12 protein-coding genes are annotated in these 14,749 nt (G+C 66.5%); 1 reads left to right on the top strand and 11 read right to left on the bottom strand.

The window, feature by feature from the left end:
- Positions 1-7: 7 nt before the first annotated feature.
- The 11 genes from BFAL_RS09655 to BFAL_RS09605 form a co-directional block, all read right to left on the bottom strand.
- Positions 8-607, bottom strand: coding sequence for a tRNA (cytidine(34)-2'-O)-methyltransferase (locus tag BFAL_RS09655; protein ID WP_152973638.1), 600 nt, complete (start codon positions 605-607; stop codon positions 8-10).
- Between the two features lie 350 nt (positions 608-957).
- Positions 958-2,322: a PFL family protein gene (locus BFAL_RS09650; protein ID WP_055428169.1), complete on the bottom strand. Its 1,365-nt coding sequence runs from the start codon at positions 2,320-2,322 to the stop codon at positions 958-960.
- Between the two features lie 40 nt (positions 2,323-2,362).
- The gene (locus tag BFAL_RS09645) at positions 2,363-2,635 is read right to left on the bottom strand and encodes an ACT domain-containing protein (protein ID WP_055428168.1); all 273 of its coding nucleotides are present in this window, start codon (positions 2,633-2,635) and stop codon (positions 2,363-2,365) included.
- 171 nt (positions 2,636-2,806) lie between these two features.
- Entirely contained in the window at positions 2,807-4,297 is a 1,491-nt protein-coding gene (locus BFAL_RS09640) for an MFS transporter (RefSeq protein WP_306345432.1), read from the bottom strand.
- A gap of 398 nt (positions 4,298-4,695) precedes the next feature.
- A complete protein-coding gene (locus BFAL_RS09635) occupies positions 4,696-5,265 on the bottom strand; it encodes a DUF3180 domain-containing protein (RefSeq protein WP_055428167.1) in 570 nt (189 codons plus the stop codon).
- Between the two features lie 49 nt (positions 5,266-5,314).
- Positions 5,315-6,835, bottom strand: a complete 1,521-nt coding sequence (gene folK / locus BFAL_RS09630; RefSeq protein ID WP_055428166.1) for a 2-amino-4-hydroxy-6-hydroxymethyldihydropteridine diphosphokinase — start codon at positions 6,833-6,835, stop codon at positions 5,315-5,317.
- A gap of 40 nt (positions 6,836-6,875) precedes the next feature.
- Positions 6,876-7,802 (bottom strand): dihydropteroate synthase, encoded by a 927-nt coding sequence (folP, locus tag BFAL_RS09625; protein ID WP_055428165.1) that lies wholly within the window; start codon positions 7,800-7,802, stop codon positions 6,876-6,878.
- A gap of 98 nt (positions 7,803-7,900) precedes the next feature.
- Complete coding sequence (gene folE, locus BFAL_RS09620; RefSeq protein ID WP_269082773.1) at positions 7,901-8,626, bottom strand: GTP cyclohydrolase I FolE; 726 nt, start codon at positions 8,624-8,626, stop codon at positions 7,901-7,903.
- A 3-nt stretch (positions 8,627-8,629) separates the two neighbouring features.
- A complete protein-coding gene (gene ftsH / locus BFAL_RS09615) occupies positions 8,630-10,726 on the bottom strand; it encodes an ATP-dependent zinc metalloprotease FtsH (protein WP_055428164.1) in 2,097 nt (698 codons plus the stop codon).
- Complete coding sequence (gene hpt, locus BFAL_RS09610; protein WP_152973635.1) at positions 10,723-11,286, bottom strand: hypoxanthine phosphoribosyltransferase; 564 nt, start codon at positions 11,284-11,286, stop codon at positions 10,723-10,725. The genes ftsH and hpt overlap by 4 nt, the downstream gene beginning before the upstream one ends.
- A gap of 55 nt (positions 11,287-11,341) precedes the next feature.
- On the bottom strand, positions 11,342-12,784 hold the full coding sequence (locus BFAL_RS09605) for a D-alanyl-D-alanine carboxypeptidase/D-alanyl-D-alanine-endopeptidase (RefSeq protein ID WP_055428162.1): 1,443 nt from the start codon (positions 12,782-12,784) through the stop codon (positions 11,342-11,344).
- 1,253 nt (positions 12,785-14,037) lie between these two features.
- Here BFAL_RS09605 and BFAL_RS11135 point away from each other — a divergent pair.
- A complete protein-coding gene (locus BFAL_RS11135; protein ID WP_160319057.1) occupies positions 14,038-14,505 on the top strand; it encodes a hypothetical protein in 468 nt (155 codons plus the stop codon).
- Positions 14,506-14,749: the final 244 nt, after the last annotated feature.

Below are 14,749 nucleotides of genomic sequence, written 5' to 3'. Positions count from 1 at the left end.
GTGCCGGTCACCGGCCGCCCGCGAAGTTGAGCTGACGCCACGCCTCGTAGATGGCGATCGACGCGCAGTTGGTGAGGTTGAGGCTGCGCAGGCTCGGGCGCATCGGCAGGCGTACCTGTTCGGCCACGTGCGGGCCTTCCATGATGTCCATCGGGTCGGGGATGTTGCCCGGTTCCGGCCCGAACAGCAGGATGTCGGTCGGTTTGTATTCGATGTCCGTGTACAGCTTCGTGGCGTGCGCGGTGAACGCGATGATGCGCGAGTTCGGCATCGATTCGACGAGGTTCTCGAAGTTCGGGTGCAGTACGACGTGCGCCATGTCGTGGTAGTCGAGGCCGGCGCGGCGCAGCTTCGTGTCGCGCAGGTTGAAGCCGAGCGGTTCGACCAGGTGCAGGATCGTGCCGGTGACCGCGCACAGGCGGATCGCCGAGCCGGTGTTGCCGGGGATGCGCGGGCTGTAGTAGCACAGGTGCGGGGTGACGGTCTCCGTTTCGGCTGCCTTTTCGGCGGAGAGCATCGCGTCGACCACGGAGATCGGGTTGCCGTGCGCGTCGGTCACGAGTTCGTCCGGTCCGTAGTTCGACTTGCGGTAGCCGTATTCGAACATCTTCTCGACTTTGTCCTCCGGGTTGACCTGTTCCGGGTTGACCTGTTCGGAATTGACCTGTTCCGGGTTGACCTCGTTGCCCATAATCGTCCTCATCCTGTGCTCGTAACTGTGCTCGTGCGCGCGGCTCCCTCCATGGCCTGCGGTCGCATGCGCATGGTCGGCCGCACGCTGCCCGACCGCCCCGATCAAGGGGCCGGCTTCCGTGTGCGGCCGTCCGCGAATTCCGCACCGAGCTTAGGCCACCCCCTCCCCCGAGGCGGGTTCCACAGCACGAGACGGGATGCGCAGACAGGCCGCACACGGGAGCCGGCCAATCAGACGCGGCGTATCAGCCCGGCCGAGGCCTCTCAGTTCTTGAAACTGTGGATCGGGGCGGGGATGCGGCCGCCGCGCGTGACGAACGCCTCGCACGAGACCTGGTTCACCGGGATGATCGGCGCGTAGCCCATGAGCCCGCCGAAGTTCGCCATCTCGCCCACGCCCTTGCCCTCGACCGGGATGACGCGCACGGCGGTGGTCTTCTGGTTGACCATGCCGATGGCGGCCTCGTCGGCGATGATGCCGGAGATCGTGGCCGCCGAAGTGTCGCCGGGGATGGCGATCATGTCGAGGCCGACCGAGCACACGCAGGTCATTGCCTCGAGCTTCTCGATGGTCAGGCACCCGCTGCCGGCCGCGTCGATCATGTTCTTGTCTTCGGAAACCGGAATGAACGCGCCGGACAGGCCGCCCACGTAGGACGACGCCATGATGCCGCCCTTCTTCACCTGGTCGTTGAGCATGGCGAGCGCCGCGGTCGTGCCGGGGGCGCCCACCTGCTCGATGCCGATCTTCTCCAGCACCTCGCCGACCGAATCGCCGACGGCCGGGGTGGGCGCGAGCGAAAGGTCGATGATGCCGAACGGCACGCCGAGACGACGGCTCGCCTCCTGAGCGACGAGCTGGCCCACACGCGTGATCTTGAACGCGGTGCGCTTGATCGTCTCGCACAGGAACTCGAAGTCCTTGCCCTTGGCGGCGTCGAGCGCACGCGAGACCACGCCCGGGCCGGAGACACCCACGTTGATGACCGCGTCGCCTTCGGTCACGCCGTGGAAGCCGCCCGCCATGAACGGGTTGTCGTCGGGCACGTTGCAGAACGCGACGAACTTCACGCAGCCGTAGGAGTCGATGTCTGCGGTGGCGTGCGCGATGTCCTTGACGATGTGGCCGAGCAGCTCGACCGCGTTCATGTCGATGCCGGTCTTCGTGGAACCCACGTTCACCGACGAGCAGACCACGTCGGTCTCGGCGAGGGCCTGCGGCAGGGAACGGATGAGCAGCTCCTCGGCCGGGGTCATCGCCTTGGAGACGAGCGCCGAATAACCGCCGATCAGGTTGACGCCGACCTCCTTGGCCGCACGGTCGAGCGCGTGCGCGATCTTGACGAAATCGCCGCTGGTCTTGCAGCAGCTGGCGCCGACCAGCGAGATCGGGGTGACGGTGATGCGCTTGTTGACGATCGGGATGCCGTAGTCGCGTTCGATGTCCTCGCCGGTGGAGACGAGGTCCTTCGCGTACGTGGTGATCTTGCGGTAGATGTTGTCGCACGTCACGTCGACGTCGGCCGCCGCGCAGTCGAGCAGCGAGATGCCCATCGTGATGGTGCGCACGTCGAGCTTCTCCTGCTCGATCATCTGGTTGGTCTCGTGGACCTCCATGATATTCAGCATGGTGTTGCTTCCTTCTGGAACGTTGGCGGGATGGGCTTCGTCAGATTCGGTGCATCTTGGTGAAGATCTCCTCGCGCTGGCAGCGGATGCGCACGCCGATGTCGTCGCCGAGATCCCCCAGGTTGCCGACCATGGCGCTGAATTCCTTGTCGGAGTCCGAGTAGTCGACGATCATCATCATGTTGAAGAAGCCGTCGATGATGGTCTGCGAGATGTCGAGCACGTTGACGTGGTGGTTGGAGAGGTACGTGCACACGCGTGCGATGATGCCGACGGTGTCCTGTCCGACGACGGTGATGATTGCCTTGTTCATGGCGCTCCCTGATTGCTCCCTTGTTGGTTGAGGATTCCCACGGAATACGGAAAAACGGGTGTTCCCAGTATAGGGGAACACCCGTTCACAGGCCGGTGCGCGTCCACGTCACGGCTTGCGCACGTAGGCGCACGTCGGCGCGCATCGCTGCACGCCACGCGTCACATCACGTCACGCCGCGACGACCTTCTCCTCCCGTCCGGCGATCTCGACGTCCACCGTCGTCAGTTCCGGCTCGTGCGTGCGCTCGCGCAGCGCGAACGAGAACGCGAACACGATGGCGATCAGCGCCAGACCGAACAGGTAGCCGTAGCGTGAGCCCGTCACGAATCCCCACTGCGGGTCCGTGCCGCCGCCGGCCAGGTAGCGCGTCTGCCCGAGGCCGAGCAGGCAGGTGGCGACGGCGGTGGAGATCGCGCCGAACACCTGCTGCATCGTGTTGAGGATGGTGCTGCCGTCGGCGGCCATGCGGCCCGGCAGCGCCTTCAATGCGGCGGACTGCGTGGACTGCTGGATGAACGGGATGCCGACCATCACGATGATGTGCGCGGCGAGGAACAGCGCGACGGGCGAACCGACGCCGATCGCGGCGAACAGGGCGCCGCCGACGACCGTCATCGCCGCACCGATCCACACGAGTCGTTTCGCGCCGTGACGGTCGAACAGACGACCGGCCATCAGCGTGCAGACGGCGTTGACGACGCCGCCGGGCAGCATGAGCAGGCCGGCGACGGTGGAGCTCAGGCCGAGGCCGCGCTGCAGCTCCTGCGGCACGAGGTACATGAACGCGAGCGTGCACGCGAACGAGCAGCTCACCATGATCGCGGGCGTGCGGAACGCGGCCACGCCGAGCGCGCGCAGGTCGAGCAGCGGCGCCGCGATGTGCAGCTGGCGGTACGCGTAGAACGCGAGCACGACGACGCCCGCGACGAGCAGCGTGACGACGAGCGGCGAGAAGCCCATGTCGGCGACGAGGCTCACGCCGGCGACGAGACAGCCGAAGCCGAGCGCGGAGGCGATGATGGAGGGCACGTCGACGGCCGGGCGCGTGCGTTCAATCGGCGTGACGAAGAACGCCGCGGTGCAGGCGAGCGCGATGACGGCGATGACGGCGAACAGCGCGAAGATCGCACGCCAGGAGATCGCGCCGATGAGCGCGCCGGCGATGGTCGGGCCGATGACCGGCGCGAACATGATGACGAGGCCGGCGACGCCGTTCGCGGCGCCGATGCGATGCGGCGGGAACACGCGCATGATGGCCGCGTACATGGTGGGCAGCACCACGCCGGTGCTCACGCCCTGCGCGATGCGGCCGGCGAGCAGCACGGGGAACGTGGGGGCGAATGTGCACACGATCGCGCCCGCGAGGAAGCAGACGAGGGAGGCGATGACGAGCGTCTTAGCCTTCACCCATTTGAGCAGGAATCCGACGCACGGCAGCACCACGCCGATGGCGAGCATGTAGCCGACGACCATCCACTGCGCGGTGCCGGAGGAGACGCCGAAGTCATCCATGAGGTCGGGGATGGCGATGTTCATCGACGTTTCGGACAGCATGCCGAGGAACACGGCGAAGTACAGGCCGAGCATCACACGGTGCGGATGCGCGAAGCGCGGCGCGGGTTCGCCGCCGGGCGCGGGCGTCGCGACCTCATAGGCCACTCCGTCCAGATGCGGCTTGGCCTGACGGCTCTCGTCCTGTTGCGTCTTGTGCTGATTGGCTGTCTGTTCGGACAACGGAATACCTCTTCTTCCACTGTTTGCTCGCGCCGTCTCCGAGCGACGTTCCGCATGGCTTCGCGCACCGTGCGTCCCGCGTGTGGAGAACACCGCGGTGGCACGGTCGCGTCATCGGTGAACGTCGAGAACCCCTAACGTCCGGGTCTCGGAGGGCAACGAAAAACCGCATGCCGTCTGGCGTGGAAACGCCAAGCGGCATGCGGTTATCAAATCAGCTACGCAATGTAACACGTTTCGCCGGTGTGCATAAGCGGCCCGCGCGTGTCGCGTCTCGCGCGCCGCGTCGCCTGCGGGCGGGCACCTCGGTTGCGGGCGCGCGCCTACGCGCCGGCGCCGCGCCCTGCGCCGAGACGCTCGGTGGTGGTTCTGGCGGCCGCGGGCGCCACGCCGCGGGCGCGCGTCGCCTCCTTCATCTTCGGGTTCTCCGGCCCCTCGTTCGGCGGCAGTTGGCACAGCCATTCCGACACCAGCCCGACGATCATGTCCAGCAGACATACCACGCCGGTCACGGCGCATTCGATCACGGCCTGCGCGTAGAACTCGGCCTCCATATGCCCGATCGACGGGATGATCTGCCCGAAATACCAGCCGGCGAGCGCCGCTCCTGCGAGGACGAGCGCCTTCGCGAGGACCAGCGTGTTGAACGCGATGGTCGGGTTGATGAAGGTGCGTGGGCGTTTGCGCGGGTCGGTGGTCGCGTATTTGTGCACGTTGATGGCGAGCACGAGCACGAGCACGCCGATGGCGACGAGCACGGCGGCCACGAACCAGGGCGCGCCGATCAGGGTGAGCCCGTAGCGTTCGCCGAGCAGCGCGACGCCCGCGCCGGCCGCGAGCCCGAGCACGATGCCGAGCACGGGCTGCCACCATGGTGTTCTGTGTGCGCTCATGTGCGTGTCCTTTCCGACGCCGGTCGTTCCGCCGTGGCGTCGTATCCCGTCATTTCGCTCCGATGATCCAGCTGTCGGACAGCTGCCCGACTAGTCCCGCGTCCGGGGCCATGGCGAGCAGGAACGAGACCGGGTCGCCGCCGAGCGTGGCGTCCGGGTCCATGTCCATCCATGGGGCGAGCACGGCGGCCCGGGTCTTCGCGGAGGGCCATGGCACGCGGCAGTCGGGGTCGTCGGAGACGACGTCCTGCATGTCGACGAGGTCGAGGTCGAGCGCGCCGCCGTGCGTGCGTTCGATGGTGCCGAGCGCGGCGATGAGGGCGCGTGCGCCGAGTTTCGTCTCGATCTGGATGACGGCGCTCATCGCGTCGGGGCCGTCGAAGCTGCTGACGTGGTAGAGGGGCGAGATGCCGTCGACCTGCGTGCCGGGCAGTCCGTCGATGGCGACGATGGCTTCGCGGAACAGGGTTTCCGCGTCGGTGGACGTGGAGTCCATCGAGATGACGGCGGCGAGAGGGACCGTCTCCCCCACCGTGAGGTCGTACCCGCCGTCTTGCGCGCCCCCGCCGCCGGTGCTCCCGGTGCCGGCGGCGGAACCCGTGCCGGCACTTCCGGCACCCGCAGAACCGGTGCCGGCGGCGCCGGTCGCGCTTTCGCGGGAGTCACGCCCGACGCGCACGCCGCCGCCCAGCCAGTCGCGTTTCGCCAGCGTGACGGGCGGTTCGTCGCCGTCCGCCTCGGCGAGAAGTCCTTCGGCGAGTTCGCGCACCGGGCCGCCGTGCATGCCGGGCAGGTCGGCGTGCGGGTCGAGTGCGGCCCACGGCACGAGCACGAACGCCCGCTGCCATGCGCGCGGATGCGGCAGGGTCAGGTTCGGGTCGTCGGATTCACGCCCGTCGTAGTCGATGATGTCGAGGTCGAGGGTGCGGCTGGACCAGTGGTCCTCGCGCGTGCGCCCGTGATCGGCCTCGATGCGCGCGAGTCCGGCGAGCAGCGCGTGCGCGTCGAGCGTGGTGGTCGCTTCGAGTACCGCGTTGAGGAAGTCGGGCGTGCCGTCCTCCATGCCCCACGCGGCGGTGCGGTAGAGCGGCGAGACGCCGGTGACCTGCGTGCCGTCGAGCCCGTCGATGCGCCGCACGGCGTCGCGCAGCGTCGCCTCCACGTCGCCGAGATTGCCGCCGAGCGCGATGACCGCCCGGTGCGTCGCGCCCGCATCCCGCGAACGCGTGATGCTCACGGCCACGTCGTCGAACGGCACGGTGATCGGCGCGTGCGGCTTGTGCACGGTCACGTCGACCGTGCGGATCGGGTCGATGGCGAGCAGCCGGTCGGCGATGATCTGCGCGAGCCGTTCGATGAGGTCGACGTGCGCGCCTTCGATGACGGCGACGATCTCCTTGGCGGCGCGACCATAGTCGACAGTGTCGCCGAGCGCGTCGGAGCGGCCGGCGGCGGCGAGGTCGAGGTGGAGCGTCGCGTCGACGATGAACGGCTGCGCGCGTTCGTGTTCGAAGTCGAGTACGCCGTGCGTGCCGTTCGCGCGCACGCCGGTCAGTCGTATCGTGTCCATGGTCCTCCCGTCGTTCGTTGCCGTCATGCCGCCGCGGCCGTCACCGCGCGGCGGCGTACGTGCGCCACGTGTTCCCGACGGCGACGGCGGCGCGGGAGCGTGCCACGTCGTGCACGCGCACCGCCCACGCGTCGTGTTCCGCGCACAGCGCGCTGAACGCGGCGGTGGCGTCGTCGCGCGCGTCCATCGTCAGATTCTCGAAGCCCGCTTCGGCGAGGATGGCGCCGATGAAGCGTTTGCGCGACTGCCCGATGAGCACCGGGTATCCGGTCGCGCGGAACGTGTCGAGCCCGGCGAGCAGCGGCAGATTGTGTTCGATGCCGGGCTTGGAGAAGCCCAGACCCGGGTCGATGATCACGCGTTCGGGCGCGACGCCGGCGGCGAGCACGGCATCGACCTGGCGCATGAGCTCGTCGTGCACGTCCTTCAGCACGCCATGCGCGTAGTGCGAGGTGTCGGCGTCGGGTGTGCCGGTCTTGGAGCCGGCGAGCCAGCCGCGCCAATGCTGCACGATGTACAGGCAATCGTGGTCGGCGACGACGTGCGGCAGCTCCGTGTCGAGCGTGCCGCCGGAGACGTCGTTGATGATCTGCGCGCCCGCGTCGAGCGCCGCGGCGGCGACCGAGGCGCGCGTCGTGTCGATGGACAGCACCGCGCCGGCGGGGATGAGCGCGTTCACCGCGCCCGTCACGCGCGCGAGCTCGTCCTCCTCGCTGACGCGCTTGGCGCCGGGGCGCGTCGATTCCGCGCCGATGTCGATGATGTCGGCGCCGGCGTCCATCATCGCGCGGCCGTGGCCGGCGGCGGCCTTTGGGTCGAGCCACAGGCCGCCGTCGGAGAACGAGTCCTCGGTGATGTTGAGCACGCCCATCACGAGCGTGCGCGTGCTGTCGTGCAATGCCTGCATATCGGTCTTGTCGGCCGTATCCGTCTTGTCGGTCTTGTCGGCCTTATCCGTGTCCGTCATGATTCTCCCCTTTCGCGACGTGAGGCCCCCTGCCCGGGAGCCTCACCGCCGAATCCATTGCGCCGCGCATGGGCGCGAACCACGTTCCCCGCGCCCGGCTACCTGCTCATGATGAGGCTCATCGCCTCGGCGCGCGTGGCCGGGTTGCGCAGCAGCCCGCGCACCGCGGAGGTGACCGTGCGCGCCTCCGACTTCTTCACACCGCGCATCGACATGCACAGGTGCTCGCACTCGGTGACGACGATCACGCCGCGCGCGCCCGCGAAATCGACGAGCGCGTCGGCGATCTGCTGGGTGAGACGCTCCTGCACCTGCGGGCGGCGCGCGTACACCTCGACCAGACGGGCCAGCTTGCTCAGCCCCATGACCCCGTCCTTCGCGGGGATGTACCCCACGTGGGCGACGCCGTGGAACGGCAGCAGGTGATGCTCGCACACCGAATACAGTTCGATGTTCTTGACGAGCACGAGCTCGTCGGTGTCCACGTCGAAATGCTTTTCGAGCACATGCTCGGGCGAGGCGCCGAGACCGGCGAACAGCTCGCGGCCGGCGCGCGCGATGCGGTCGGGCGTGTCGACGAGTCCTTCGCGGTCCGGGTCCTCGCCGATCGACGTGAGGAACAGGCGCACGGCCTTGCGCACGCCCTCCTCGTCATAGGCGCGGGGCTCGGTGCCGGGGTTGGCATGCGGTTGCGGTTTGGCGTGCGCTTCGCCGGCGTTGGAGGCGGCGGGCTTCGCCGTGCGCTTCGCGCCGGACTGCCCGCCCTCCTCGCACACCTGGGAGGGTTCGTCCGAAGCGTTCAACGCGTGTGCGTGTCGTGCCATCGGTCACTCCCCCGGCTTCATGCCGACCGAACGCTTGAGCGAGTCGGGAATCTCGACGGGCGGCAGGTCGGAATCCGGGCGCTTCTCGTCGGAAAGCCACACCTGACGCACCGGAGCCTTGCGGATCGGTGCGAAGATCGCCGCGAGCTCCTTCTCGTTCAGCGTCTCCTTGACGAGCAGCTGGCGCACGAGCTCGTCGAGGATGTCACGGTTCTCGTTGATGATGTTCCACGCCTCGGTGTGCGCGGTCTCGACGAGCTTGAGTACTTCGTCGTCGATGACCTCCGCGGTGCGGTTCGAATAGTTGTGCGGGGCCAGACCGCCCAGATCGCCGCTCTGATCCTCGTCGCCCGACCATTTGATCGCGCCGAGCTGCGAGGAGAAACCGTATTCGGTGACCATCGTGCGGGCGATCTTCGTCGCCTTCTCGATGTCGTTGGAGGCGCCGGTGGTCGGATCGTGGAAGACGATCTCCTCCGCGGTGCGGCCGCCCATCGCGTACGCCATCTGGTCGAGCAGCTGGTTGCGCGACTGCGAGTAGCGGTCGGAGGTCGGCATGACGGCCGTGTAGCCGAGCGCGCGGCCACGCGGCAGAATCGTCACCTTGGTGACCGGATCCGTGTTGTGCAGCGCGGCGGCGACGAGCGCGTGACCGCCCTCGTGGTACGCGGTGTTGCGCAGCTCGTCGAGCGCCATGCCCTTCGACTTGCGTTTCGGGCCGGCCTGGACACGGTCGATGGCCTCGTCGATGGCGCGGTTGTCGATGAGCTGGGCGCCGGCGCGGGCGCACAGCAGGGCGGCCTCGTTGAGCACGTTCGCCAGATCGGCGCCGGTGAAGCCCGGCGTGCGCACGGCGACCATGTGCAGGTCGACGTCCGGCACGAACGGCTTGCCCTTCGCATGCACCTTGAGGATCGCCTCGCGGCCCTCGAGATCGGGCGCGGCCACGCCAACCTGACGGTCGAATCGGCCCGGACGCAGCAGGGCCGGGTCGAGCACGTCGGGGCGGTTCGTCGCGGCGATGATGATGAGGTTCGTGTCGTTGTCGAAGCCGTCCATCTCGACGAGCAGCTGGTTGAGCGTCTGCTCACGTTCGTCATGCCCGCCGGACATGCCGGAGCCGCGCTTGCGGCCGACGGCGTCGATCTCGTCGATGAAGATGATCGCGGGGGCGTTCTTCTTGGCCTCCTCGAACAGGTCGCGCACGCGGGAGGCGCCGAGACCGACGAACATCTCGACGAAGTCGGAGCCGGCCATCGCGTAGAACGGCACGCCCGCCTCGCCGGCGATGGCGCGCGCCAGCAGCGTCTTGCCGGTGCCGGGAGGGCCGTACAGCAGCACGCCGCGCGGGATGCGCGCGCCCAGCGCCTTGTACTTGGACGGGTCCTTGAGGAAGTCCTTGATCTCCTCGACCTCGGCGAGCGCCTCGTCCTCGCCGGCCACGTCGGAGAACTTCGTGGTCGGGGTCTGGCCTTCGAGCAGCTTGCCGTTGTTCTTGCGGCCGCCCATGCCGAGCATGCCGCCGGCGCCGCCCATACGGCTCATCAGCCACCAGAACAGGCCGAAGAAGATGATGAACGGCAGGATCGAGGTGATGAGGTAGCTCATCATGCTCGTCTCTTCGATGTCCGCGCTCCACCCCTTCGACGGGTCGGCCTTCTGCACGGCCTTGAGGATATCCTGCCCCTGCGCGAACGTGTAGTAGAACTGGACCTTGTCGCCGTAGTTGTGGTTCTTGCCGGTGTCCGGGTCCTTCTTGCTGTAGTCGCTCTTGAGCTCGAGCGTGACCTTCTGCTTGTTGTCGACGATCTTCGCGTAGTCGACCTGGCCGTTGTTCAGCAGCTGCAGGCCGTCCTTGGTGTCGATGGTCTGCGTGCCGGTGCCGGCGAACATCTGGAACATCATGGCGACGAGCACCACCACCACGGCGCCCCACAGCCACGGCGACTGCCAGAACGGCTTGTCGCCGCCCGGTTTGCCGCCGTTGCGGTTCGGCCCGTTGCCGTTGCCCTTGTTGTCATTGCCGCGGCGGAACGGATTGTTGAACGGGTTGCCGTTGCCGCCGTTGTTCGGCTGCCCGGGCCCCTGGGGGAAACTCATGCCTGTTCTCCTTGATACACTGCCGGCTTGAGCACGGCGATCGAGTCGAGGTTGCGGTACCGCTCGTCATAGTCGAGCCCGAAGCCGACGACGAACTCGTCGGGGATCTCCAGCCCCTTGTACTTCACATCCACATGCACCTCGCGGCGCGCGGGCTTCTCCAGAAGGGCGAAGATCTCGACCGAGGCGGCCCCGCGCCGCTTCAGCTCCCCGACCAGCCAAGCCAGCGTACGGCCTGAGTCAACGATATCCTCCACGATGAGAATGTGCCTACCGCGAACATCGGCCGACAAATCCTGACGGATCGTGACCGTTCCGCTGGAAGTGGTGCCCGAACCGTAGCTCGACAGGCTCATGAAGTCGAGTTGGCAGGGAATGGACAGCGCCTGCGAGAAGGCGGCGATCGTGTTCACCGCCCCCTTGAGCACGGCGATGACCAGCGGGTTCTTCCCACGGTAGTCCTCGCTCGCCAATGCGGCGGCGTGCTCGATGGTGGCCTGGATCGTCTCTTTGCTGACCAGCTCGTGGTCGATGTCATCTTGTACGTCAGCGATTCGCATGCCCACCATATTGGCACACGCGAGTGACGTGTTTCTTGGCGGATGCTGGGAGTATTCAGAGTTTCGTCAGGGAGGCCGCGAACGTGTCGATGGCCTCGTTCGCGGCCGCGCCGTCCTCGGGATCGTTGACGATCACCGCGAACGTGGCCACGCCGCCGTCGACGCGCGAGGCGTTGCCGGCGAACGCGCGCACATCGGACAGGGCGCCCGTCTTCACACGCAGCAGACCCAACGCCGCCTCATCGCCCACGCGCCCTTTCACCGTGCCGGTCAGACCGGGCAGCGCCAGACCCTCCGAAGCGGCCGCCGCGCCGCCGTCCGGCGAGACATAACGCGATTGCACCTGCACGAGCGTCTTCACGGTGAGCGTGGTGCCGGGCGCCAACCCGGAGCAGCTCGTCAGATGCAACCCCTCCGTGGAGATGCCATGCTCGCGCAGCACCTGTTCGACGGCCTTGACATCCCCCTCGACACCGTTGCCGGTGCCGAGCTTCAACGCCGTGAGCCGGCCGAACAGTTCGGCGAGCGTGTTGTCCGAATGGCGCAGCATGAACGCCATGACCTCGTTGAGCGGCGCCGAACGCACGGTGGCCAGCCGTTCGCCCTGCCCGTCCGCACTCGCGTCGGCGGCACCGGCATCATCGCCCACCGTGATGCCCTGCGCCGCAAGCAGCGTCCTGAACGTGGCGGTCACATCATCCGCCGTGGTCTGCGACAGCACCGGATACTGCGTGAACCCGTCCGCATCCTCCGCCGCAAGACCCGTCCAATCACGCCCGCCGTCAATCGCCATCGAGGAAATCGGCGTGTAATAGCGGAACTCGTCATTGTTCTGCTCGATGGACTGCGGTGTGCGGTCGTCGCCGAACAGCGTGTCATCGCCACGGACCGCGACCGACGTGACGCCCTTCTCTTGCAGCGCGGCGGCGGTCTCGCGCGCAAGCGTCGCGAGACCCGCGCGCCCGTTGACGTGCGAGGCGTCGCTCTCCCCCGCACCGAGCAGCATGTCGCCGCCGCCCTTGAGCACGACCGTCGGCGTGCCGCCCACATCGACGAGCGAGGTGACGGTGTCGAGCGTGGAACCCATGTCCAGCGTGGACGCGGCGGCGAACGCGGTGAGCGTCTTCGTCGTCGACGCCGGTTCGCGCGGCGCCGACGCCTCATGCTCGGCGATGATGTTCCCCTGCGCGTCGGCGATCGCGACGGAATAGTCGCCACCCACACCCTGCGCCTCGCCGAACGCCCTGATGAGCTCCTCGGCCTTCGACCGGTCGATCGCCTTGCCGGCATCCGCGTCGCCCGCGACGACGCCGGCCGCGACCGTCGACACCGGATCGGGGTAGGTGCGCGCCGTGACCGGTTCGAGCGTGAGCGGGCCGGGGATTACGTCGAACACGTCGGCTGCCGTATAGCCGATGCCGCCCGCGAGGGTCAGCGCGACGCACGCCACGCATACGGCGACACGATGACGTGCGGGAAACGCACTGGTTTGACTCATACCTCACCTCTATCAGCAATGTCGGACCGGGCGCCCGACCGGCCCCAGCCCCCTCGCTCGGCTACCGCCTCGCTCAGGCCGAGCCTACGGACAGTCCACCGGACTGTCCGCTTAACGGCTCGGCCCAGCAACTACGGACTCGCCTACGGCGAAACCTAGACCTGCCTTCGCTCAGCCGCCGAACTATCCGCTTAGCGTGTCACCTCCGGCCTGAAAATCAGATAAAGCTTATTCTCTGCGGCTTACCCTCGTGTGGAGTTGGCATGTTGGCCGTTAGCGCGAGCGTCCCGCTCAGCCTTCTCCTCTTTCTCTTCCTTCTTTCTTCTTTTCTTTCGCCTTCTTTCTTCTGAACTGTGGGGGGAAACGGTCTCATCGGATTGGGTGCGGTCCCTTCACCTCCTTGACTTACTGTTTCTCTCCGGACATTGGGGGAACGGTTTCAAGCGGCCGGACGCGCGGCTCGCATTCCCCTCCCGCCAATCCCCTCAACTTCAGGAAAGCGGTTTCATTGGATTGGGGTGGCTTCTTTCGTTCTCTTGACCTGTTTCTTTTCCTCCCTGTCATTGGGGAATCGGATTCAACCGGTCAGGTACATGACCCCATCCCCCTCCCGACTTGATCCGCTCCTCCACCGACTCCGGAAAAACGATTTCATCAGGTGGGGTGCGGCACCCCTTCGCTCCCTTTTACTCCCTTAACTGCGAGAAAGCGGTTTCATTGGGTTGGGTGCGAGAAAACGACCTCCCTCAACTCCGCAAGAGACGATTCCTGCGTTGAGGGAGGAACGCACCCCGCACTCAACCCGGGAATCGGCCGAATCCGGGTTGAGTGCGGAATCCCCACCGGACGACGATAACGTGTAATCGTTGGAAAACAGCGGTTTCGCGGATGTCAGGCCGAATGTGCCGCATCGGCCCTGCGAGGCTGGCTCCTCCCTCAACCCGGAAAGTCAGCCCATCGAAGTTGAGGGAGGAGCAATCCGCGTCGATCAGGCCCTGCGGATTCCGCCAAGCCTATCAACCATGCCCCAATACATGCGTCAACTATCCACTGCAGCTAGACACCTCCCATTGCCCTGCGCCGTAAATTCGTTTATCCCATTCTCGGCTCCCCCTATCGGGGGAGCCGGCCCGCGAAGTGGGGTTGAGGGGGAGTCAATTCATCAACGAATGTACGGCACGAGATACTATTTTCGACCGGCATCCCTTGGTTTCGCCCGTTTCCACGTCGCTTCCAACCCAAACGAGGCGGTTTTGTTCCAGGCGCGTTATTTCCGTCCCATCCTTGGGACGATAACGACACTGACGAGCCTCTCAGCATCGCTTCCTTTCCAAGCTTGGAACAGTACAGACAGTGATGGAATGAAAACGACACTGACAGAGGCATCCGATGCGCCTCGATTTCTCCCAGCGTCACTTCCGCCCCAAGCACGTCGCTTCCATCCTCACCTTGGAACGATGACGATACTAGGGAAACCATCAGCCCACACTGAGGAAAACACCGCTCAGCCTGCCGAACAAAGATTGAAGCAATACATCCAGCCGAGCAGTCCCCTTGTCATAAACCTGCGCGGTTCGGGGCATAACCTGCGCGGTTGGACGGGCAACCTGCGCGATCCGGAACCCAACCTGCGCATAGGGGTGCTGAAAGAAGCCGTTCTCAAGGCTCTGGAACACATATGCCACATCCCGAAAAGCCCGGAATGCCAAGGAAACCCCTGAAGCCACCCCGTACAGCGCAGGCGGGTCTTCACGCCCCCTATGTGTAGGTTCACCATCAGACTGCGCAGGTTCAAGGCCCAATCGCGCAGGTTCGTCACCGAACTGCACAGGTTCGAGACCTCAGTGCGCAGGTTCACCATCGGATTGCACAGGTTCACCCCCTCATTCCGTGCGACCTTTCCTCATTCCGCCTGGGTATCTTCTTTATCGCTCCACACAATACGCAACGGGTGGAAGTGGGCTC

It is taken from the genome of Bifidobacterium aesculapii (assembly GCF_001417815.1).
Lineage (GTDB): Bacteria > Actinomycetota > Actinomycetes > Actinomycetales > Bifidobacteriaceae > Bifidobacterium > Bifidobacterium aesculapii.
The sequence above is the reverse complement of the archived record's forward strand: the minus strand, read 5'-3'. Positions and strand labels throughout refer to the sequence as shown.